Genomic DNA, 21,615 nt, shown 5'->3' with positions numbered 1-21,615 from the left:
TCCACTTTCCCGATTGCCGGAGCCTGTCCCCCCGCATGTCCACCGTTTCCGTCGTCACCCTGGCCAAAGGACGGCCCGCCCATCTGCGCAACGTCCTCCTCGGGCTGGAACGCCAGACGCGGCCGCCGGCCGAATTCATCATCGCCGTCATGCAGGACGCGCCCTACGACCTGCCCGAGGTCGCGTTCCCGGTCCGCCAGATCCTGGTATCGGGCTCGGAACTGCCGCTGGCGGCCGCGCGCAACCGGGGCGTGGCGGCGGCGAGCGGGGAGAACATCGTCTTTCTCGACGTCGATTGCATCCCGGCGCCCGGCCTCGTGGCCGACTACGCCCGGGCGTTGTCTGAACTTGACGGTCTGCTGATGGGCGAGGTGCTGCACCTGCCCGAGCACGCCACCGCGGGTGACTGGCGCTACGACGACCTCGCCATGGTGGCGGAAAAGCATTCCGACCGCCGCGGTCCACCGGCCGCAGGCATCGAGATCTGTAACGATTACCGCTGCTTCTGGTCGCTCAACTTCGCGATCCGGCGGGCGACGTTCGAGGCTGTCGGCGGCTTCGACGAGCGCTACACCGGCTATGGCGGCGAGGACACCGATTTCGGCAAGATCCTGGACCAGTGCGGCCTGCCCATCGCCTGGATGAAGGGCGCGCTGGCCTATCACCAGTACCACCCGCACCACATGCCGCCGATCCATCACCTCGACAGCGTGGTGCGCAACGCGGAGCTGTTCGAGGCCAAGTGGGGCTACCGCACCATGGGTCACTGGCTCTACGCCTTCAAGGTGATGGGCCTGATCGACGATACGCCCGAGCAGCCGATCCGCATCCTGCGCCGGCCCGACGCCGAGGATCTCGCGCTCACCGGGCAGCAGAGCCACCAGCCCTACACCAACTCGGCTTCCGTCATCCGGCACTTGGAGGCGCGCGCCCGCGAACGGGACATGCAACCGGCCTCCGTGCCGGTGACGGCGTGAGGATCGCGCTCCTCGCCCATCTGCGCCACCCGATCGCCCCGCCCTTCGCTGGCGGGCTGGAAGCCTATACCTGGCATCTCGCCGAGGGGCTGCTGTCGCGCGGCCACGAGGTCGTGCTGTTCGCCGCCGGCGACAGCGACCCGCGCTTTTCGATCGACCCGGTGATCCCGGTCCATCACGAGCGGAGCTTTCCAGGGCTGGAGCATCGGGGCGATCCGGGGCTGAAGGCTCATGTCGACGCGGGCTACGCCGCCGCCTGCGACCGGATCGCGGCCGGCGGCTTCGATGTGCTGCACAACAACAGCCTGAGCCGCCTGCCCCTCGAGCGCCGCCGCACGGCCGCCTTGCCGACGGTGACCTCGCTGCACGTGCCGCCTTACGACGCCCTGCGCTGGTGCGTGCACGACAGCGTCACCCCCGGTCACCGGATCACCGTCACTTCGCGGGCGCAGGCCCAGGCTTGGTGGCCGGACGGGGCGCCGCCCGAGGTCTCGGTGCTGCATAACGGGATCGATCCGGCGTTGTGGCCCTTTCAGGCGCACGGCGACGGCAGTGCCGTCTGGTGCGGGCGCATCGCGCCGATCAAGGGCACTCATCTCGCGGTTCGCGCCGCGCGGCAGGCCGGTCTACCCCTCACCCTGTTCGGCCCGATCGAGGAGCCGCAATACTGGGAGACGCAGGTCGCTCCGTTGATCGGAGGCACGATCCGTTACGGTGGCCATCTCGGCAGCCCGGAACTGGCACGGGAGATCGGCCGCGCCTCCGTCTTCCTGTTCACGCCGTGCTGGGACGAACCGTTTGGTCTGGTGGCGGTCGAGGCGATGGCCTGCGGCCTGCCGGTGGCCGGTTTCGCGACAGGCGCCGCAGAGGAGGTCGTCGGCGAGGCCGGCTGTCTCGTTTCGCCCGGGGACGACGCTGCCCTGTCACGGGCGCTCGGCACGGCGTTGACGATCCCACGCACCGTGCCGCATGCGCGCGTCCACCGCCTGTTCACCCGCGATCGTTGGCTCGACCGCTGCGAGGCCCTCTACGCAGCGGCCCGTGCCGGCTGACGCCGCGTCCTGTTGATCCCCGCCTCCTCTACGAGCCGAAGACATGACCCGACAGGACATCATCGCCGCCCTCTGGCATGGCCGCGATCCCTTCGTTGATCCGCCGGACACCCTGAGGCCCCTCGACCTTCAGGGCTGGCGCAGCGTTCACCCGTATCTGGAGGAGGCGGTGATCCAGCACCGCCCCGGCGTGGTCGTCGAGATCGGCACGTGGAAGGGAGCGAGCGCGCTCTACCTCGCGCATACGATGGCCGAGCACGGGATCGACGGCACCGTCGTCGCGGTCGATACCTGGCTCGGTGCCGTCGATCACTGGATGGATGAGAGCCTTTTCCTCGAACTCGCCACCGAGCACGGCTTTCCCAGCCTCTACCGCACCTTCCTGGCCAATGTTCTGCACGAAGGGCTCGCCGACCGGGTGGTGCCGCTGCCGCTCGACTCGGTAAATGCCGCCGAGCTGATGCGCCTTCGCGGTGTGACCGCCGACGTGATCCATCTCGACGCCGGCCACGAAGAAGCATCGGTCGCCGCCGACCTCCGCGCGTGGTGGCCGGTGTTGCGACCCGGCGGCCTTTTCATCGCCGACGATTACGACCGTCTCGGAGGCAGCTTTCCGGGTGTTACGCGTGCCGTGGACACCCTCTGCGCCGAGTTCGGCGTGAAAGGGCCCTGGTCGTTCCAAGGCAAAGCCAAGTTCATCAAGCTGGGTTAGACCCACTCGACATCGGCCAGCTTCGCCGCTCACCCCGAAACGGCGTTATGCGACGCGGCCTCACAACCGGCGGAACGACGTCCGGCCACGCCTCGATGCGCCGCGAACTCGATGCCGATCGCGGCCTTGGCCGTCAGGCCCGGGTTCGGCCGGGCGTTGATCCGTGCCCGGCGCTTCACGCCGCCGCAGAGCGAGATCGTTATTCCGGACACGGCTGCCGGGCATCTCAGGATCGCCCGCGGTTCATCTCGGAGCCAGCCGGGTCTCGTCACCACGAAGTCGGGCAGTCCACGGCACGGAGTGCGAAGGGGGCGAGAATCCAGGGAGTCCGCATCCTGCCGGCGCAACGTTCGTATAGAGCCGGACGCGGCGCTTCCGGGCAAAATTTACGGCATCACACTGATTTACCCGAGTAAAATAATATTTTTACATTTTATGATCGTTGAGTTCCGTTAAAATTCAGTATCAGCGCTGGAAGGCGAGCGAGTGACAACTTCAAAAACTTTGGCAACAACTACAGGGAGCACACGTTGCCGCAGAACGGCCTCTAGGTGGAATCGTTGAAATTTTTTACCATTTGATGGCTATGCGTTGGCCCATGCGTGCCTGCCGATTTGAAAACAGTGCGTGATGCTCGGCACCCACGGTCTGTCATCGCGCATCCCAATAAGGAGACCCGAGGATGGACGCACTTCTGGTCGATGACAGCGCGACCATGCGCCTGCGCCTCCGCGGCCTTCTGGAGGCTGAGCCGGATGTGACGGTGACGGACCATGCCGACCCGGCGGCAGGGCTGCTCGAAGCGAGCATGCGCGCCTTCGATCTCGTCGTGGTCGATTATCACATGCCGGCCATGGATGGGATTGAATTCATCCAAAGCCTGCGGAGGGTCCCTCATTACAACCTGGTCCCGATCGTCATGGTGACCAGTGATGTCTCCGACTCGGTGCGCCTTGCCGCGCTCGATGCCGGCGCAACCGACTTCATCGACAAGTCAATGCGCGGCATCGAACTCACCGTCCGGCTGCGTAACCTCATCCGCTTGGCTCAAGCCGTCCGGAAACTGGCTGAACAAGCCACTTGGCTCGACGGCGAGGTGGAGATGGCGCTACGTCATCTGCGCGAGCGTGAGGAGGAAATCATCTTCCGCCTGTCGCTTGCCGTCGAGTATCGCGACAACGACACCGGTGATCACACATGGCGCGTGGCACGCTACAGCCAGATCGTGGCCGAGGCCCTCGATCTTGCACCGGATTTCTGCCGGAACCTGTATCTCGCGGCACCCCTGCACGACGTCGGCAAGGTCGCGATTCCAGACGGCGTGCTTCTGAAACCGGGTCGGCTCGATCCGGAGGAATTCGCCCTCATCAGGACCCATGCCGCGATCGGTAAGCGTATTCTCGGGGACAGTTCATCCGAACTGATCAGCCTCGCTGCCGAAATCGCGGAGTCGCACCACGAGAAGTGGGACGGCAGCGGCTATCCGCGCGGGCTCGCGGGGACCGACATCCCGCTCTCAGCCCGCATCGTGGCCGTGGCGGACGTGTTCGACGCCCTCACGACGCAGCGTCCCTACAAGGGCGCCATGCCGTTCGAAGATGCCCTGGACTGCATTCGGGCCGAGAGCGGACGGCATTTCGATCCCGACTGCGTCGAAGCCTTCTGCGCGCGGTGGCCGGATATCCTGATTGTCGGCGGACAGAACGACGCGCTCAGCCGGCTGCACAACCAGCATGCAACGGAACCGTGGGCGCGCGTGCCGATGTTGCTTCGTGAGATCGCCAAGTCCTGATAGATGGCGGGCCTCCGGTTTCTTGCACATGCGGTTCACGCGTGAGGGTGATACCAGCGTTTATCCACGCCGCGTTGCTGATCACCGTGACCCCACACGGGTAGCGTCAGCGCGCCCGAACCTCTAGTCGGCGCAGGGGCGTCCGGCGCCCCGCGAGAGGGAGGCGCCGAGAGGGATGCCGGTGGACCAAGCGAAGCCCAAGGAACGAGTCAGGATCGCCCGGGCGGGCGCGGGACGGCCGGGCTATGTCACAGTGAAGGGGGCCCGGGAGCACAACCTGCGCGACGTCGACGTCGAGGTGCCGCGCGACGCCCTCGTGGTGTTCACGGGCGTCTCGGGCTCCGGCAAGTCCTCGCTCGCCTTCGGCACGCTCTACGCGGAGGCGCAGCGGCGCTACTTCGAGTCGGTCGCGCCCTACGCGCGCCGGATGATCGATCAGGTCGGGGTACCCGATGTCGATTCCATCGAGGGCCTTCCCCCGGCCGTCGCCCTCCAGCAGCAGCGCGGCACGCCCAGCGCCCGCTCCTCGGTCGGCAGCGTCACGACCCTGTCGAGCCTCGTGCGGATGATGTACTCGCGCGCCGGCACCTACCCGCCGGGCCAGCCAATGCTCTACGCGGAGGACTTCTCCCCCAACACGCCCCAGGGCGCCTGCCCGTCCTGCGGCGGGCTCGGACGAGTTTATCAGGCGACCGAAGCGTCGATGGTGCCCGATCCCTCGCTGACGATCCGCGAGCGCACCGTCGCGGCCTGGCCGCTAGCCTGGGGCGGGCAGAACCTGCGGGATATCCTGGTGAGCCGGGGCGTCGATGTCGACACGCCGTGGCAGGACCTGCCGCGGGCGCTGCGGGATTGGATCCTGTTCACGGACGACCAGCCGCAGGAGCCGGTCTATGCCGGGCTCTCTCCGGAGCAGACACGGCTCGCCCGGCAGCGCCGCTTTGAGCCGAGCTATATGGGCACGTTCACGAGCGCCCGCCGTTACGTGCTCGGCACCTTCACCAACTCGCAGAGCGCCCTCATGCGTCGGCGGGCGGCGCGCTACCTCGTGAGCGAGGATTGCCCGATCTGCCAGGGCAAACGACTCAAGCCCGAGGCGCTCACGGTGACCTTTGCGGGGCTGGATATCGGCGACCTGTCGCGCATGCCGCTCACCGACTTGGCCGCGGCGATGCAGCCGGCCGCCGAGGACCGGCTGCCCGACGACGAGGCTGACGGCACGGTATCGGACACCCTCGACCGCGACACGGGCCGGCGGGATCGCGACCGGCGTGTCGCGTCCGGAGCCTCGGCCCATGCGAGCGCACCGGACGTGCGCGCGACGCCGAACCTCTCGGTCGAGAAACGGCTGGCCGCCCAGCGCCTCGCCGCCGACCTCATCGACCGGATCGGAACACTGACGGAGCTGGGTCTCGGCTACCTGTCGCTGGACCGGGTGACCACGACCCTGTCGTCGGGCGAGTTGCAGCGCCTGCGCCTCGCCACCCAGCTCCGCTCCCAGCTCTTCGGCGTGGCCTACGTCCTCGACGAGCCCACGGCCGGGCTGCACCCCGCCGACGGCGATGCCATGCACGACGCGCTGGCCGGGCTGCTCGCCTCGGGCAATTCGCTGTTCGTCGTCGAGCACGACATCGGCACGATGCGCCGCGCCGATTGGCTCGTCGATGTCGGTCCGGCCGCAGGCGAGCACGGCGGCACCGTGCTGTACAGCGGCCCGCCGGAGGGCCTGCGCGACGTGGAAGCGTCGCGCACGCGCATCCATTTGTTCGGCATGGCCGAGCCGCCGCAGCGCCCGCGGCGGGAACCGTCGGGGTGGCTGCGCCTGGAGGGGATCGTCCGGAACAATCTGCGCGGGGTCTCGGCCGCCTTCCCGCTGGGCTGTCTCACCGCCGTGACGGGCATCTCCGGCTCCGGCAAGTCGAGTCTCGTGAGCCAAGCCCTTTTGGAACTCGTCGGCGACCGCCTCGGACAGTCCGTCGAGATCGACGACGAGCCGGAGGATCCGCTCGACGACGCGCCGGGTCCGACGGAGGGGCGCATCGTCGGCGGCATGGAAGGAATCCGGCGTCTGGTGAAGGTCGATCAGAAGCCGATCGGGCGCACGCCCCGCTCGAACCTCGCGACCTATACCGGTCTGTTCGACGCCGTCCGCAAGCTGTTCGCGGCCACCCCCGAGGCCCGCAAGCGCCGCTACGACGCCGGCTGCTTCTCCTTCAACGTCGCGAAGGGCCGCTGCCCGGCCTGCGAGGGCGAGGGCTTCGTAAGCGTCGAACTCCTGTTCATGCCGAGCGTCTACGCCCCCTGCCCGACCTGCCACGGCACCCGCTACGCGCCCGACACGCTGGAAGTCACCTGGAACGGCCTGACCATCGCGGACGTGCTCGGGCTCACCGTCGAGCGCGCCTGCGAAGCCTTCGCAGACGAGCCGTCCGTGCTGCGGCCGCTGGCGGTGCTGCGGGATCTCGGCCTCGGCTACCTCCGCCTGGGCCAGCCGGCGACCGAACTCTCCGGCGGGGAGGCCCAGCGCATCAAGCTCGCCACGGAGCTTCAGAGGGGCCAGCGCGGCGGCACGCTCTACGTCCTCGACGAGCCGACGACGGGGTTGCACCCGACCGACGTGGACCGCCTCATGCTCCAGCTCAACGGCTTGGTCGAGGCAGGCAACGCCGTCGTCATGGTCGAGCACGACATGCGCGTCGTCGCCGGGGCCGATCACGTCATCGACGTGGGGCCCGGCGCCGGAAACCTGGGCGGCACTATCGTCGCGGCTGGCCGTCCCGAGGCGGTGGCCGGGGCCCGGGCAAGCCGCACGGCACCGTATCTGGGTGAGGAACTCGCGGCCTATGCAAACCAGGATTCTTCGCCACGGCCTGCCGGCTGAACGACCGGCGGCGCACGCCGTGTCTCTTCGGCGCGGCGCGGGCGTCATCCTGCCGCCTCGTCGCCTCCGTCGATGGGCGCAGGCTCTGCGGCGGGTGGCCCGTCCCGGCACGGGGGACCGTCTCAGCAAGCCCGCACGGCGACTGAGCGAAGCCCAAATCCGCCATCCCGAAGGGATCAACCGGATTTGATATGACACGACGGTTCTTCGCGCCCCATCCGGCTCGGCCGAGAACGAGGAAAAGGCGGGACGCCATGGTCCGGCCGGCTTTCCGGGAGAAACGCGTCACGAATCGTCCCGGTCGTCGCTCACAGTGAGCCGCCGGCGATTGCCGCACCGCAACATTGATGTATGGCGGGCGCTCAATGACGAGAGGCGCAGGCAAGACCATGCCGGGCACGGACAGCTTCACCCATCAGGACCAGGTCGACATCGTCCTGGCCGAGAACATCGCGCCGTCGGCGGTCGAGGTCCTCGCGCGGGCGAGCCTACGCCACGTGCGGCGCCTGCCGCGTGCGATCGGCTCGGCGGATGCCGAGGTGCTCGCCGGAGCGCACGTCCTCGGCATCCGCTCGCGCACGCAGGTCACGACCGGCCTGCTCAATGCGGCTCCGGCCCTCGTCGCAATCGGCTGCTTCAGCGTCGGCACCAACCAAGTCGATCTCGATGCCGCCCGAGCCCGCGGCATCCCGGTCTTCAATGCGCCCTTCTCCAACACCCGCAGCGTGGCCGAACTGACGATCGGCGAGATCGTGATGCTGCTGCGCCGCATCACGCCCCGCTCCGCTTCGGCGCATGAAGGCGGCTGGGACAAGTCGGCTGAGAATTCCTACGAGGTCCGTGGCAAGACGCTCGGCATCGTCGGCTACGGCAACATCGGCGCGCAGCTCTCGAACCTCGCCGAGGCGATGGGCATGCGGGTGATTTTCTTCGATCTCACCGACCGGCTGCGCCACGGCAACACCGAGCCGGCCGACAGCCTCGACGCCCTGCTCGCCGCCAGCGACGTGGTCAGCCTGCACGTGCCGGAGACGCCGCTCACCCACGGGCTCATGAGCGCCGAGCGCATCGGCCGGATGAAGCCCGGCGCCTACCTCATCAACAACAGCCGCGGCACCGTGGTCGATCTCGACGCGCTCGCCGCCGCACTCAAGGAAGGCCGCCTGCGGGGCGCGGCGGTCGACGTCTTCCCCGTCGAGCCGCGCTCCAACGACGAGCGCTTCGTCTCGCCGCTCCAGGGCATCCCGAACGTGATCCTCACGCCCCATATCGGCGGCTCGACCGAGGAGGCGCAGGACCGCATCGGATCGGAGGTCGCGCGCAAGCTCGTCGACTACGTCGAGACCGGCTCGACGCTGGGTGCCGTCAACTTCCCGCAGGTGCAGATCCCGCCGCGCATCGGCGGCGTGCGCTTCCTGCACGTGCACCGGAACGTCCCCGGCGTGCTCGGCCACGTCAACCAAGCCTTCGCCCGCCGCGGCGTCAACATCACGTCCCAGTACCTTCAGACCGAGGGCGAGTTGGGCTACGTCGTGGTGGAGGCCGACGCCGCGCCCGTCGATCGCGCCGGCATCCTGGCCGAGCTTGACGCCATCGACGGCACGGTGCGAACCCGCCTGATCCAGGCCCGGATCGCCTGAGGAATCCTTTGCGAGCCATGAGCGCGACCGGTCTCCCCCCCGATCTCCTCGCCCGCCTCGACGGCCTGCTGGGACCGGGCGGCCTGCTGACGGATGAAGCCGATTGCGCGCCCTTCGCCATCGACTGGCGCCGCCTGTTCCCGGGCCGGCCCGCCGCAATCGCCCGGCCGTCGAGCACGGCGCAAGTCGCGTCGGTCGTCGGCCTGTGCCGCGAGGCCGGCATCGCGCTGGTGCCCCAGGGCGGCCATACCGGGCTCGCGGGCGGAGCCACTCCCGACGCTTCAGGACGCCAGATCGTGCTCTCGCTGGCACGGATGAACGCGGTCCGCGCGGTCGATCCGGTGGGCCTCACGATGGAGGTCGAAGCGGGCTGCGTCGTCCAGGCAGCGCAAGAGGCGGCGGAGGCCGCCGGGCGGCTGTTCCCGGTGAGCTACGCCGCGGAGGGCTCGGCCATGGTCGGCGGCATGATCGCCACCAATTCCGGCGGCATCAACGTGCTGCGCTACGGCATGACGCGCAGCCTCGTGCTCGGTCTCGAAGTCGTCCTCGCCGACGGCAGCGTCGTCGATGGCCTGCGCTCGCTGCGCAAGGACAACGCCGGCTACGACTGGAAGCAGCTTTTCATCGGTAGCGAGGGGACGCTCGGCATCGTCACCGCGGCGGTCCTGCGCCTCGTGCCCCGGCCGCGCCACACCGAGACCGCCCTGCTGGCGGTGCCCGACCCGGAAGCGGCGCTCCGGGTGCTGGCCGCCGCGCAGGATGGCCTTGGCGACACGATCCAAGCCTTCGAGCTGATCTCGCGCTGCTCGTTCGATCTGTTGGAGCGCTATGCTGGCCTGCCGAGCCCGCTGCCCGCCTCCCCCTGGTGCATCCTGCTCGAGGCGGGATCGAGCCTCTCGGGTCTCCGGGACGCGGTCGAAGGCACGCTGGGCGAGGTTCTGGAGCGGGGCGACGCCCTGGACGGCGTGCTCGCCGAGTCGAAGGCGCAGGCCGCCGGCCTCTGGGGCCTGCGCGAACGCATCACGGAGTGCGAGGCGCACCAGGGAAAATCGGTCAAGCACGACGTCTCGGTGCCGATCCCGGCGATCCCGGCCTTCCTGGAGGCCGCCGACCGAGCCTTAGCGGAGGGCGCGCCCGGCACCGTCCCGAACGTGTTCGGCCACATGGGCGACGGCAACCTGCACTACAACGTGCTGATTGGGCCCGAGCACGATAGCACCGCGATCAACCGTCTCGTGCACGACGTGGTCGATCGGTTCGCGGGCAGCATTTCCGCCGAGCACGGCATCGGCCAATACCGCGTCGACGAGTTGGCCCGGCGGCGCCGGCCCGAAGAGATGGCTTTGGCGCACCGTCTGAAGCGGGCGCTCGACCCAGACGGCCTGCTCAATCCGGGTAAGGTTCTGCGGAACTGATCCGGTTTCGCTCTCGCTTCTTCGGGCGTTCCACGGGTCACCTGCTCCAAACAGCGATCGCGGCGAGGCACGGGACGTCTGAAAAGCTGCCGGCGGCCTTCTCGTAACGTGTGACGATGGCGGCCGCGGGTTTACCCGCATGCCTTGCTCAGCGATCGAGCGCCGGCGCCGGAGGTGCTCGTGCCGGCCTCGTTCGCTTGGCTGGTCGAGCTTCCCCGACCAGCTCCGTCGGCCAAGCTTTCCGTCGGGAGGAGGCCAACCCTGCACCATATGCGGAATTGGAATACTGCTTACTCGCCGATCAGCATTTTTTGTAATTTCCATTATCGCGAGCCCTATTCTGGCGTGTCAGACAGTATAACGGGCCATCCCCTCCGACATTTTCTATAATTCGATTCGAGATTTTGCTTTGGTGCTATGGGCTTTCCATCAGCTAAATTGCCACCCGCTACGGCATCTCCTGTCGCGCAGCTGCGATCATGCGATCTCCGTCCTCCTGCAGCAGCAGGCGACCGGACACGAGCGCATCGACGGATTTCGTCACGGCCGCGACGTAGGCACCCGCATCCTGATATCGCTCCTCGAGGGATAGACGGGGGTCGCCGGCCGTGTCCCGTTCGGCACGGGTGCGCGCGAACGGGATCTGGCTGCCCTCGCGATCGCACAGCGCACCGGCGGGGAACGGATCGGCATACAGGTTCCAACCGGTGAAGGTCGCACGCGGGGCTGCAACCGCCGGCAGGCGAATGCCGGCCACCTCGTTGCCGTCGGCATCGACGCGCGGGACCAGGGGGCGATATTGCGTCCCGCTTTCCGGGCGTGGATCGACGTAGGTGCTGAAGCGCGCGATCGCATTCGGCGCCGTCGGAACGGGGACGCCGACCATGAATGGGAAACCGATATCGGCCGCTTCGACGAGGGTGTGATCGGATAGGCGCGGCACACGGCTCTCCGGTGGTGCCTTGCCGTCCTTCACCCACTCCTCAAGCGCGACCAGCAGCGCCCGGACGGCCGGGGCCGGGTTCAGGCTGCTGCGTGGGTTGGAGCAGGGTCCCTTGGTCGAGGCCAAGCCGGCACGCCCATAGTGGAAGCCGCTCGAGACCAAATAGGCGCGCGCGGTGTCGGGCAGCGGCACATCGGTGCGGCCCGCCGGATCGGTCGTGAGGAGAGAGGCGCCCTTCTGCCAATACTCGGTGCCGGTATTAGCCTCGATCAACAGAGGGTCGAATCCATCATCCCGCAGCAGCTTGCCCGTCCGACCGGTGACGGGATCGTGCTGGGTGGCGGCCGAGAACGGGAAGGTGTTCTCCGGGTAGAGATGGTCTTCGTGCTGCGTGTTGGTTCGCGAGGGCTGAGCGAAGCGGGCGTTGAGGAACACCCCGCCCACGCCCGCGATGTGAGACAGGACGCCGTCGAACACCCGCTTGCCGGTTTCGTCCCGGTTGAAGCCCTGTTGGATGAAGTCACGCAAATAGCGCCCGCTCTGCGAGATGCCGAGTGCGAGAGTGTGCCGGATGGCGCCACCCGCCGGATTGGCCGCGCCGCCTTCGCTGCGGAGATAGGCCACCACGTCCCGCGTGGCGGCAAAACCGATCCCGAGCACCTTCGGCTCGGTGGCTTGGTACGTGAATTCGTAGAGCGAGCCGGGTAGCGGCTTGGTGCCCTTCGGCAGAAGCTCGATCTGACGCGGGGTGGCGTAGTGCCAGGCATCCGGCGGCACCGGCCGCGGCGGGTCGGCCTCCCGGCGCCGAACGGTGAGGCGCGCGTCGGCCTTGTCCTGGCTGGCCGTCTTGAAGGTCAGGTAGAAAGGCGCCTCAGGCGGACCGCGGGTCGCGCTGACGAGTTCGTCGCGAACTACCTCGACGATCGGCGTGCCGCCGCGCGTGGCCACCGGCACGTCGATCGCCATACCGCCCTGCTGGCGCAGTGCATCCGCTTCCCAGCCCGACCAGACGAGGGTGTAGCCCCGGCGCAGGACGAGCCCGGTCCCGGCATCGGTGGCGGTCTTCGGATCGTTGACGGCCTGCACGGCCTGAGCCGGTGCATCGAGGACCCAGTTGAAGTGGAACTTGCGGCCCCGGTTGAGCACCTCGAACAGGAGCGTGCCGCTGCCGCGGGCCGGATCCTTGGGCCTCAGGATGTACAGGTCGGTCTTGTACTCGACCATGCCGCGGGCGTTGCGGGGCGCCAGAGCGATATCGACGATGCCGGCATTCGCGGGATCGGCGGGGTCGAGTTCACCGCGGGCCGTGCCGACGACTCGCTCGTAGGGGCCCGCTGCGCCGAACTCGGCGCCGTCCGCGAAAGGCTCGACGCTGGCGATGTCGATGCCGGTGATGCCCGACTGAGCCGGCGCGGCGCCGAGGGCGCAGCCAAGTGCGCCGAACACAACCCAACCGCTGCGCATGTTTGCTCCCTGTCCGGCTCGTGCTGGCCGGTATTCTCAGCAAGCATGTCAAGGGAAGGACGTCGAGAGGAATGCTGGGATGCGCCTCGTTTTCTCTTTGTGTTGGCTCCGCGCGATGGCTTTTTACGCTCATCGATTCGAACCACGCGTTCGATGGCAGGATGAGAGCTCGAGCGCGCCGAGGCATTCTCTCGGTGGCTGGCGCAGTAACTACGGCCCAAGGCTCGAGCAGGGAGCAGCGCATCGGCGGCGATGCCGATCGCCACTATTTTGCAGGAATACGCTCTGCCACCTGTTCCACGTACCCTATCGATCGGTATAATCGTGCTGAAGCGCGTCGCGTAGGAACCAATCATGACATCGACAATGCCGGATGGTGCGAAGCCGGGCGATATCGTGACGGCTGACGGTCAGATCCTCTGCCGCGATCGAGAGCTTCACGAATACGGCTATTTCACCGTCACCTACGAGCAGGCTCAAGTCGCACGCCGGCATGGCTGGGGCTGCCGGGCCGGCGTCGTCCTCGATGGGGAGCACTCCGACGAGTGGAGTTGGGACTACGCCGAGGAGGAGCGTCGCATTGCGCTGGAAAACGGCGATGACCCGCCTCGAGTGCGGATCTATCGAGAGCCACCCGCCTCCTGCCCCGTCGAGACAGCCCTCTCTTGCCGCCTCGAAGGCCGATAGGCGAAAGGGGGAATGCGCCGGTCGCACCAGCGGGCGAGAACGGCTTTCGCGGGCATAGGCCCATGTCTCGACCGCCGCGATAAGAAACGGGCTTCACCAGCCGAGATCGTACCCTGAAGATCCTGCCATAAACGGCAGACGAGTTCACTGCGGCGTCGGGTACAGCACCGTCACGCAGGGGAGTGCTGTACGTCCAGTCTGGCCAAGACAGCGTATCTCCCGATTTGTCGGGGCAGACGCTACGCCCTCAGACGCTCCGCGTTCGCAGCCACATGTTCCCGATAGCGGGCAACCACATCCTCATGTGAACCGCCGGTCAGCAACGTCGTAGTCGCCTCGGTGGTCGCCGCGATCTTCTCGAACACCATCGCGTTCAACTCGGCCCACCCTTCCTGACCGCCCCAGGCGAGCCGTACCAAGCGGAGTTCGATAACCCGCTGCGCCTCGTACGCGAGCAGAAGGGAAGTCAGGAAGGGATTGGACAAGCAAAAGCTCCGGCCCATGTGAACGCGAGGTGGCAACCGCGTTTCATCGGCGGATGATCCCAAGCTGGGGAGTTGGTCGCAGGGCCGGACGTTTCACGAGCTCATCGGATCGGGGAACCGAACAGGGCGAACGGCCACCAGGCGGTAGGCTGACGCGAAGCCAGCCCACCGCTTTCTTACTGGCGACGCAGGGCCGCCCGACGATCAGGCAACCTGAAGCTGTCCGGCCGATTCTTTGCCACTCTTCCGGTCGATCTCAACCTCGTAGGACACCTTCTGCCCTTCAGCGAGATCGCGCAGGCCAGCGCGCTCGACCGCCGAGATGTGCACGAACACGTCTTTGCCGCCGTTGTCGGGCTGGATGAATCCATAGCCCTTCGTCTCGTTGAACCACTTTACCGTACCGGTTGCCATGTGTGCTCCTCCTGTGGCGAACAGAGGCTTTAACGCGCCGAGCGGCTTTTGTTCCAAACCGTCGGCTTCTTGATGCCCATCACCGTACCCGAGCCTCAACCTCCAGGTTGCAGCCTCTTCCGCGCAATCTGGGTTCATCTCGGGGTGCGGATGCCGGATGGCGTGCCTCAGCCGATCCGCATCGGCAGGCTCTGGATAGACCAGAGACACCACGGAGTCGAAGGCCGTCCAGACCGGCAGCGAGCCCTCTCGAACGAACATGTCGATCGCCTCGACAGCCTCCCACCGCTCAAAGGCGTCAGGCCCCTGCACGGCCCGGCAGACAATGCGGGCACGGAGGAAAGGGTCGTCAGCCGTGGGAGCCGTTTCCAGCGAGAACATCACCCCGGAACGGTCCGGTTGCAACTCATCCGGGAGAGCGCCGATCTTGCGCCATAGGCAATGCCACTTGGCGCAGGCATCCGGACGCTTCCGGTAGATGCTACATGCCCCACCTGTCTGATGCACGCATGTGGTTCCGGCAGGCTTGGCGAGCGCCTTGACCTCAAGAACTCGGCAGCACTCCGCACAGGTGCCACATGTCCGGCCTGGAACGAGAATGTGCAAGATTTCCGGACTTCCAATCTGTGGTTTTACTGCATTTTACCCACCTCTCATTACGAGAAGTGGTCGGCTGGCCTCGATCCGCCCCCTGTGTGTCGTCCACGGCCTATGCAAATGTTCGGGCCATGACAGTCTGGTTGGCGAAGGCTCGGGGCGTCCAGCCGCTTAGTTTGCGATCTGATCGGACAGAGGGCGCGTGAGATAGGAAAGAACGGAAGCACTCGCCGATCTGGGTCAAGGATTCCCCCCGCATGTCCAGAACGAGACGCAAGCCCTTCAGGCACTCCTTCCGATCCTCGCGGATGCGGTTGCGCGCGGTGTCGTAGCTCTGCCCGGTCTTGGGGGCATGGGTCACGTCCGCCGAGACCCAGGTCACCTCGCCGTCGATCTCCGGTGTGGTGCGCGTGTCGAAGGCCGGGAAGCGCAGCACCGCCTTCTGTCCGAACCGCACATCGTCGATGTCTTGGGGCTGCACCCGCATCTCGACGAGAAGCTGGTCGGAGGCCGGTACGATATGTCGAAGGACACGATTTCAGCACCGACGGCGCCTGGGACAAGGAGGTGCCCTTCAAGGTGACTGCGCGACGGCTCGTGAATCGTATCCGGGAGAGGGACAACCAATTCTTCCCAACCGACGATGCGGATTTTCAGGAGTTCGCCGACACGCTGGCGGAATTGGATCGCGTCTGACGCACATCGCCAGACCGGAACGGAGAAAGGCTCCGGCACATCCCGCCGGAGCCCTCCTCCGTTGAATCAGCTTCCTGAGCGCCGAACGAACACCGACTTCCCATCCGCCTGCCCAGTTTCCGAGATCAATACGTCGAGCGACCGACGGACGATCTCGATCGGCTCGACGCCCTTCTCGTTCGCCTCTTTCTCGACTGCCGCGCGCTGTTCCGGATCCAGACTCTCGAAGACGGCCCTCGCGACACCCAACGAGGCGTCCTTGTGGTGTTCGGTCATGAACGCATTTCCCCATGCCCTGAGACAGGAGCATACAGGACTATGAGACCGCCGCCCTTACCGCAACGCTGCTACGAGGCGTTGCTCAATCTGGTCGTTAAGTCGTTGATCGTAAGAGAAACTTGAATGACGGAGAGGGGGGATTCGCCGCCGAGCGCCTTAGCCCGTTGCCGATAAGAGACTTTTGCTCGCTCCAGTTCGAACCTTCGCAGCAACGTTTCGTAGCACTCATCAAACCGGAACTGGGCTCACCTCTAAACGGTGCAACCCGAGCTGAAGCGTCAGCCGCAGTCCGATGATGCAAAAATCATACGTTGAGATGTGCTGGTAAGAACTGCATTCTTGGCACAGCGCCGAAACGGTCAGTCAGCTTCGTACCGAATACAACTACGGCGGCGGTACTCCTAAAGAAGACTTCGACCGGCGCCTAACGAGACGTCTCAGATGCGCCGTAAGCGGACTTAAACGCATCGCCTGGAGCCGGACAATGACTGGCAGGCAAGTTATCTTCCGGTGTCGTCGCAGAATCGAACGGGGTACGGAGGCAAATCTCCAATTCCTGTGCTCTGACCGGCAGCGAGCGGTTTTCTGTCAACAGCGAAGTGGCTGTAGCAGGCTGCCGCCTATCGGTATGCTGCTGCCTGCAGCTCGAACAGTTCAGCGTAGCGACCGCCGTTGCAGACCAGCTCCTCGTGCGTACCGGCCTCCTGAACCCGGCCGTTCCCAAGCACGACGATACAGTCGGCGTGGCGCACGCTCGAGAAGCGATGCGAGATCAGGAGCGCGGTACGTCCGAGCGCGAGAGCGCGGAGGCGGGCGAACACCTCGGCCTCCGCGCGGGCGTCGAGCGCCGCGGTCGGCTCGTCCAGGACCAGCACCTCGGACTCGCGCATGTAGGCGCGGGCGATTGCGAGCTTCTGCCACTCGCCCCCGGACAGATCGACCCCGTCCTCGAAGCGCCGCCCCAGCCGCTGGTCGTAGCCCGCGGGCAGCCGCCCCACCATGGTGTCGGCCAGCGCGCGGCCCGCCGCGCCCTCGATGCGGGCCGTATCCGTCCGCGCCGCGATGCGCCCGACCGCGATGTTCTCGCCCGCCGTAAGATCGAAGCGGACGAAGTCCTGGAAGATCACGCCGATGCGCGTGCGCAAGACGTCGGGGTCGTAGTCGCGCAGGTCGCGGCCATCGAGCAGGATGCGCCCCTCGGTCGGGTCGTAGAGCCGCGCCAGCAGCTTGACGATCGTCGTCTTGCCGCTGCCGTTCTCGCCCACCAGCGCCAACACCTCGCCGGCCCGAATCGTGAGCGAGAGATCGCGCACTGCCCAGCGCTCCGCGCCGGGATAACGGTAGCCCACCGCCTCGAACACGAAGCCGTCGCGGATCGGCGTCGGGAACGGGGCGGGATACTCCGGCGCGTTGAGCCGGGGCGCGAGTGCGAGGAACCCGAACAGGTCGTCGAGGTACTGCGCTTGGCCCGAGAGTTGGGAAAGGCCGAGAAGTAAGCCCTCGACGAGGCTGCGCAGGCGTAGGAAAGCGCCGGACAGGAAGGTGAGGTCGCCGAGGGTGAGCGTGCCGGTGGCCGTCCGCAGCGCGATCACGAGGTAGGCGAGGTAGTAGGCGAGCGTGCCGAGGCTCGCGAACAGCCCGCCTGCGATGGCCCGGCGCCGGGCGAGATGGGTGTTCTCGCGCAGCGCCCGGTCGGCGAGCAGACGGAAGCGCTCGGCCAGGTAGCCACTGAGGCCGAACAGCTTGATCTCCTTGGCGCTCTCGGCACCGGCCCCGAGCTGGCGCATGTAGTCGCCCTCGCGCCGATCCGGCGAGCGCTGGTAGGCGAGGCGATAGCCCTGGCGGTTGAAGTGGAGTTCGTTGAGGAAGGCCGGGATCAGGGCGAGGACGAGCAGGACGACGAGCCAGGGCAGGAACGCGACCACGGCCAGAGCCAGTGAGAGGGCTGTAAGCCCATCCTGAAGTTGGCCGAGGAGCTGGCCCATCGGGTTGGCACGCCACGCGACCTGACGCCGGGCACGCTCCAGCCCGTCCTGCACGGCGGGGTCCTCGAACTGGGCGAGATCGAGGGTAGCGGCGTGTGCCATCAGCCGGAGCGTGGTGGCATTGCCGGTCATCTCGGCCAGCACCCCGTCGATGAGGCTCGTCGCGCGCCCGAGCAGGTCGGAGGCGAGTGCCAGCGCGAGTTCGGCCCCGATCAGCAGGCCGACGTGCCGCAGGAGCGGATGGGCGAACCAGTCCGAGGCGCTCGCCGGCCCGGCGGCACCGGCTTGCCCGGCCACGACCGTGTCAACGACGAGCTTGGCGACATAGAGCATCAGGGCAGGAATGGCCGCGCGGGCAAGGCGCAAACCGATACTGGCGAGCGTCAGGGTGCGGCTCGTCGCCCAGGCGAGGCGGAACAGGGCCGGGAGGTGCCGGAACGGACCGATCCGTGCCGCGGCAGCGCTACGAAGCCGGGCGGTGGCTGATGGAAACAAACGCACTGCGCGCCGCTGGGGCGTTCCCTGCTGTGTCGAAGGACAACGAACACGTCTCGTACGGGATTGCCACGCACTCCGGGGCGGTGACGACACGCGACACGATGGCGCCCGCGATCCGGCGGCTGCCCGCCCTTGATGGCGTCGACCGTATACGTGCGGGTCGGCCTTCGCGGCTTCACCGGGTCGGCATCGAAGCTGCGGCATCAGGCTCTGCGTGCCACCGCGAACCAAGTCGGCCACGCATCTGTTGGTGCACCATCATCGGCAGCTCCAACGGTAAGTTCTGAGCGTGTCTGCAACCCGGATTTCCTCGCTCGAACTGCCCGAGCTGCCGGCCGAGGCGTTCGCGAAGCACGACCCCTCGCCCGATTCCCGCTTCTACAGGGATCCGCGCTTCGTCACGCATATCGATGAGCCGGCCATCGCCGAGGTGACGCGCCTGTACGCCGAACTCCTCCCCTCGGGCGGCATCATCCTCGACATGATGTCGAGTTGGGTCAGTCACCTTCCCCCGGAGAAAGCCTTCGCTGCGGTGATCGGCCATGGCTTGAACCAGCGTGAACTCGACGCCAACCCACGGCTGACACTGCGCTTCGTGCAGGATCTGAATGCAGACCCGCATCTCCCCATCGAGAGCGCGAGCGTCGACGCAGCGCTGATCTGCGTGTCGGTGCAGTACCTCCAGCAGCCGGTGACGGTGCTGTCCGAGGTTGCGCGCGTGCTCCGCCCAGGATCGCCGGTCATCGTCAGCTTCTCGAACCGCTGTTTCCCGACCAAGGCCGTCGCGATTTGGACGGCTCTCGATGCGACGGGTCACGCGCAGCTTGTCGATCTGTATCTACGACGCGCAGGTTTTGCGCGAACCGAAACACGAGTCCTGATCCCGGATGGTGGCCCGAGCGATCCGATGACGGCTGCGGTGGGCTGGCTCGCATCGGAATGACGGGCCATTCGGCGCGGGAACAGTCAACCGAGCATCACGCCATCGCGACCTGAGGTTCGCCTATCCGTCGCCTCAGCGGCTCGGTACAGCTGCGAACAGCCTTGGCTTCCCACTCCTACAGCTCCTTGCACTCCGAGGTTATCGTGCGTGACCGCATGCCCATGTCGCGCCGACTTCTGCTCCAGTCCGGAGGTGTCGCTGCCGCCAGCATCATGTGCGGGATCGAAGGAGCCGCAGGGGTGGAGGCAAACTCCGACAAACCCGCCAACGCTCCGACAGGCCGTCGAACGAAGAGCCTCGATACCGAATACTTCAGGGGCATGTATGCCACCGAGGCCGATCCCTGGCGCTTCGCCACGAGCCCGTACGAGCGGGACAAGTATGCGGCGACGCTCGCGGCCCTGCCGCGACCGCACGACACGTCCGCTCCAACTCGGTCGCGTTCATCGGCAGGTGGCACACCCATCCCAAAGGATTGCCGATCCCGAGCTCCACGGACCTAAGGGCCATGCGAGAGCTTCTGCGCACGGGTGGCGCCTACATGGGGCGCAACGTCATAATGCTCATCCTCGGTGGCACTCCTGCCAAGCCCCTGATCTCGGCCGGCCTCTACGAACGAGTTGATTATGCCGGGTCCTGATCGCGAACCCTTTATCGGATTGGCCCTGTCCGGCGGCGGCGCACGGGGGGATGGTCTTCCATCTCGGCTGCATGAGGGCGCTTCATGATCGCGGCATCCTCGACAAGGTCAAGGTCCTGTCCACCGTATCGAGCGGCAGTGTCATCGGCGCCTGCTGGGCCTACAGAGGCGAGAGCTTCGAGGACTTCGACTGCCATGTCGTATCCATGCTGCGGCGTGGCCCGCGATGGGATATCGTACGTGAGGCCTTCCTCACACGGCTGACGATGCACTAACTTCAAACCAGGGCCACCGAATGGGGGCAGGGCAATTCTGTCCGTTCAGCCTCCTGTCCCCTCCTCGCACTATAAGAGGTCCTTCCAATAGTCCGCACATGACTCATTTTGTAATTGTACTAAGATGTCGAATATGATATAATAGCGAAGTTTCAACCTCTAAGGAAGATTTGAGATTTAGAAAATAAAATTTATTTCAATAAACAGTCTACATAATTCGTTTTTAGCTGTTTCTGGGTAGTTTTATCGGGGCTACTTTCTGCATACCGAAATCTCATTAGAAAAACGGTATTCATAGTAAGTATTGCTTCGCGACGCTCAACTGGATGTTACGCGCATTGACGCGATCAAGCGCAAGCTTTTGCTAAATTTTGATATCAAAAAACGCACCACCACCCTAATACAATATGCTCTTAGAAATACTACTTTAAGTACTGAATTCAAAATGCCGTGAGCGGGGGCGCTACGTAGCTTTGCCACTCGACAAGCCTGACCGGGTGCGCGATGTGGCGCTCCTGGAACGGTTGCGCGCAATTGTAGAGCGCACGTCATGTATCGCCTGATTTCTACGGAAGGCCTTGGTGAGCCAAATGAATATGTCCGGGTCGGAGCTCCTCTTCGTTGCTGCTGACGCCACGTGGCGGTGTGAGGCTGGTAAAGTTCTTGATTGCAAGCCGAATGACTCCGGGCTTGTCCTGCTGCCGGAGGCTCGCGGCGAGCCGGACACGCTGCTGCGTACTGCGTTCGAGGTGCGCGAGCGTGCCTATGCTATGTGGTGTAAGGAATCGGAAGCCACGCCGATCACTGATTGATGTCCAATGATCCTGTTTCCGACTTCTCCCGCCTGAGTGCCTTACCGAGCGCGTGGAGGGCGGGATCGATCGCAGCATCGACGTCACGCCCGTACTCCACGGTCAACGCTCGCACCGCGATGAGGTGATCAGCGACGATATCTGGACTCGGGATCCATAAGTTTGGCTTGGCGGGCGTACCTGAGATTCCCCCCAGATGAAAGAGGAGCCGATGGCCGAACTTTGGTTGACGGAGGAGCAGTTTGCAAAGATCGCTCCGCACCTGCCGACAGACACCCGAGGCAAGGTGGCCTGCCCCCATTCGGTGGCCCAGGTTCGAAGTTAGTGCATCGTCGGTCGCGTGACGATGGCGGGGTGAGCGAGCGGCCCTGAGCCGCTCGGTTCGGTTGGCCAGATGACGACCTCGGGCGCAGGCGACTGATAGCCGA

Annotated in this window: 18 protein-coding genes and 2 pseudogenes; 14 read left to right on the top strand and 6 right to left on the bottom strand. The window is 66.0% G+C overall.

The window, feature by feature from the left end:
- Positions 1-35 precede the first annotated feature (35 nt).
- The 7 genes from MKK50_RS24865 to MKK50_RS24835 all read left to right on the top strand — a co-directional run bounded on the left by MKK50_RS24865 (position 36) and on the right by MKK50_RS24835 (position 10,469).
- Complete coding sequence (locus MKK50_RS24865; protein WP_253368060.1) at positions 36-977, top strand: glycosyltransferase family 2 protein; 942 nt, start codon at positions 36-38, stop codon at positions 975-977.
- Positions 974-2,029, top strand: a complete 1,056-nt coding sequence (locus MKK50_RS24860; protein ID WP_499025863.1) for a glycosyltransferase family 4 protein — start codon at positions 974-976, stop codon at positions 2,027-2,029. Before MKK50_RS24865 ends, MKK50_RS24860 begins: the two co-directional genes overlap by 4 nt.
- A gap of 43 nt (positions 2,030-2,072) precedes the next feature.
- Entirely contained in the window at positions 2,073-2,741 is a 669-nt protein-coding gene (locus MKK50_RS24855) for a class I SAM-dependent methyltransferase (protein WP_499025862.1), read from the top strand.
- A 682-nt stretch (positions 2,742-3,423) separates the two neighbouring features.
- A complete protein-coding gene (locus MKK50_RS24850) occupies positions 3,424-4,533 on the top strand; it encodes an HD domain-containing phosphohydrolase (RefSeq protein ID WP_499025860.1) in 1,110 nt (369 codons plus the stop codon).
- A 181-nt stretch (positions 4,534-4,714) separates the two neighbouring features.
- A complete protein-coding gene (locus MKK50_RS24845) occupies positions 4,715-7,414 on the top strand; it encodes an excinuclease ABC subunit UvrA (RefSeq protein WP_499025884.1) in 2,700 nt (899 codons plus the stop codon).
- A gap of 389 nt (positions 7,415-7,803) precedes the next feature.
- Entirely contained in the window at positions 7,804-9,054 is a 1,251-nt protein-coding gene (serA, locus tag MKK50_RS24840; RefSeq protein WP_499025883.1) for a phosphoglycerate dehydrogenase, read from the top strand.
- A gap of 17 nt (positions 9,055-9,071) precedes the next feature.
- Positions 9,072-10,469 (top strand): FAD-binding oxidoreductase, encoded by a 1,398-nt coding sequence (locus MKK50_RS24835; protein ID WP_253368055.1) that lies wholly within the window; start codon positions 9,072-9,074, stop codon positions 10,467-10,469.
- A 448-nt stretch (positions 10,470-10,917) separates the two neighbouring features.
- Here MKK50_RS24835 and MKK50_RS24830 read toward each other — a convergent pair whose 3' ends face one another.
- Positions 10,918-12,876 carry an alpha/beta hydrolase domain-containing protein gene (locus MKK50_RS24830; RefSeq protein ID WP_499025858.1) on the bottom strand — a complete coding sequence of 653 codons (1,959 nt, stop codon included), beginning with the start codon at positions 12,874-12,876 and terminating at the stop codon, positions 10,918-10,920.
- 354 nt (positions 12,877-13,230) lie between these two features.
- On the opposite strand from MKK50_RS24830, the gene MKK50_RS24825 reads away from it, so the two are divergent.
- Positions 13,231-13,563, top strand: a complete 333-nt coding sequence (locus tag MKK50_RS24825; RefSeq protein WP_499025857.1) for a hypothetical protein — start codon at positions 13,231-13,233, stop codon at positions 13,561-13,563.
- A 239-nt stretch (positions 13,564-13,802) separates the two neighbouring features.
- Here the strand turns inward: MKK50_RS24825 and MKK50_RS24820 are convergent, their stop codons facing one another.
- From MKK50_RS24820 to MKK50_RS24810, 3 genes and pseudogenes are all read right to left on the bottom strand, one after another.
- Positions 13,803-14,048, bottom strand: coding sequence for a hypothetical protein (locus MKK50_RS24820; protein ID WP_253368049.1), 246 nt, complete (start codon positions 14,046-14,048; stop codon positions 13,803-13,805).
- A 204-nt stretch (positions 14,049-14,252) separates the two neighbouring features.
- On the bottom strand, positions 14,253-14,462 hold the full coding sequence (locus tag MKK50_RS24815; RefSeq protein ID WP_253373950.1) for a cold-shock protein: 210 nt from the start codon (positions 14,460-14,462) through the stop codon (positions 14,253-14,255).
- 768 nt (positions 14,463-15,230) lie between these two features.
- Positions 15,231-15,579, bottom strand: a pseudogene (locus MKK50_RS24810) (beta-barrel domain-containing protein); the annotation flags it as partial.
- Positions 15,580-15,626: 47 nt separating this feature from the next.
- On the opposite strand from MKK50_RS24810, the gene MKK50_RS24805 reads away from it, so the two are divergent.
- Positions 15,627-15,755: a hypothetical protein gene (locus MKK50_RS24805; protein WP_499025855.1), complete on the top strand. Its 129-nt coding sequence runs from the start codon at positions 15,627-15,629 to the stop codon at positions 15,753-15,755.
- Positions 15,756-15,821: 66 nt separating this feature from the next.
- Here MKK50_RS24805 and MKK50_RS24800 read toward each other — a convergent pair whose 3' ends face one another.
- Both MKK50_RS24800 and MKK50_RS24795 read right to left on the bottom strand, forming a co-directional pair.
- Entirely contained in the window at positions 15,822-16,031 is a 210-nt protein-coding gene (locus MKK50_RS24800) for a hypothetical protein (protein WP_499025853.1), read from the bottom strand.
- 623 nt (positions 16,032-16,654) lie between these two features.
- Positions 16,655-18,520, bottom strand: coding sequence for an ABC transporter ATP-binding protein (locus MKK50_RS24795; RefSeq protein ID WP_499025852.1), 1,866 nt, complete (start codon positions 18,518-18,520; stop codon positions 16,655-16,657).
- Between the two features lie 286 nt (positions 18,521-18,806).
- On the opposite strand from MKK50_RS24795, the gene MKK50_RS24790 reads away from it, so the two are divergent.
- From MKK50_RS24790 to MKK50_RS24770, 5 genes and pseudogenes are all read left to right on the top strand, one after another.
- Positions 18,807-19,460 carry a methyltransferase domain-containing protein gene (locus MKK50_RS24790; RefSeq protein WP_499025851.1) on the top strand — a complete coding sequence of 218 codons (654 nt, stop codon included), beginning with the start codon at positions 18,807-18,809 and terminating at the stop codon, positions 19,458-19,460.
- A gap of 214 nt (positions 19,461-19,674) precedes the next feature.
- Positions 19,675-20,100, top strand: coding sequence for a Mov34/MPN/PAD-1 family protein (locus tag MKK50_RS24785; RefSeq protein ID WP_499025850.1), 426 nt, complete (start codon positions 19,675-19,677; stop codon positions 20,098-20,100).
- A gap of 50 nt (positions 20,101-20,150) precedes the next feature.
- The gene (locus tag MKK50_RS24780) at positions 20,151-20,375 is read left to right on the top strand and encodes a hypothetical protein (RefSeq protein ID WP_499025849.1); all 225 of its coding nucleotides are present in this window, start codon (positions 20,151-20,153) and stop codon (positions 20,373-20,375) included.
- A gap of 590 nt (positions 20,376-20,965) precedes the next feature.
- Positions 20,966-21,187, top strand: coding sequence for a hypothetical protein (locus MKK50_RS24775; RefSeq protein ID WP_499025882.1), 222 nt, complete (start codon positions 20,966-20,968; stop codon positions 21,185-21,187).
- A gap of 211 nt (positions 21,188-21,398) precedes the next feature.
- Positions 21,399-21,473, top strand: a pseudogene (locus MKK50_RS24770) (IS5/IS1182 family transposase); the annotation flags it as partial.
- Positions 21,474-21,615 lie beyond the last annotated feature (142 nt).

Origin of the sequence: Methylobacterium sp. J-043, assembly GCF_022829505.1 — a bacterium.
In the GTDB taxonomy this organism is placed as follows: domain Bacteria; phylum Pseudomonadota; class Alphaproteobacteria; order Rhizobiales; family Beijerinckiaceae; genus Methylobacterium; species Methylobacterium extorquens_A.
Note: the sequence above shows the minus strand (reverse complement) of the source record. Positions and strands in the feature narration are given on the sequence as shown.

Bases quoted from the DNA above. Each gene is read 5' to 3' on its own strand.
- MKK50_RS24865 (WP_253368060.1), top strand. From the start codon at position 36: ATGTCCACCGTTTCCGTCGTCACCCTGGCCAAAGGACGGCCCGCCCAT.
- MKK50_RS24815 (WP_253373950.1), bottom strand. From the start codon at position 14,462: ATGGCAACCGGTACGGTAAAGTGGTTCAACGAGACGAAGGGCTATGGA.
- MKK50_RS24855 (WP_499025862.1), top strand. From the start codon at position 2,073: ATGACCCGACAGGACATCATCGCCGCCCTCTGGCATGGCCGCGATCCC.
- MKK50_RS24825 (WP_499025857.1), top strand. From the start codon at position 13,231: ATGACATCGACAATGCCGGATGGTGCGAAGCCGGGCGATATCGTGACG.
- serA (WP_499025883.1), top strand. From the start codon at position 7,804: ATGCCGGGCACGGACAGCTTCACCCATCAGGACCAGGTCGACATCGTC.
- MKK50_RS24830 (WP_499025858.1), bottom strand. From the start codon at position 12,876: ATGCGCAGCGGTTGGGTTGTGTTCGGCGCACTTGGCTGCGCCCTCGGC.
- MKK50_RS24835 (WP_253368055.1), top strand. From the start codon at position 9,072: ATGAGCGCGACCGGTCTCCCCCCCGATCTCCTCGCCCGCCTCGACGGC.
- MKK50_RS24850 (WP_499025860.1), top strand. From the start codon at position 3,424: ATGGACGCACTTCTGGTCGATGACAGCGCGACCATGCGCCTGCGCCTC.
- MKK50_RS24780 (WP_499025849.1), top strand. From the start codon at position 20,151: ATGGTCTTCCATCTCGGCTGCATGAGGGCGCTTCATGATCGCGGCATC.
- MKK50_RS24800 (WP_499025853.1), bottom strand. From the start codon at position 16,031: ATGACCGAACACCACAAGGACGCCTCGTTGGGTGTCGCGAGGGCCGTC.
- MKK50_RS24775 (WP_499025882.1), top strand. From the start codon at position 20,966: ATGAATATGTCCGGGTCGGAGCTCCTCTTCGTTGCTGCTGACGCCACG.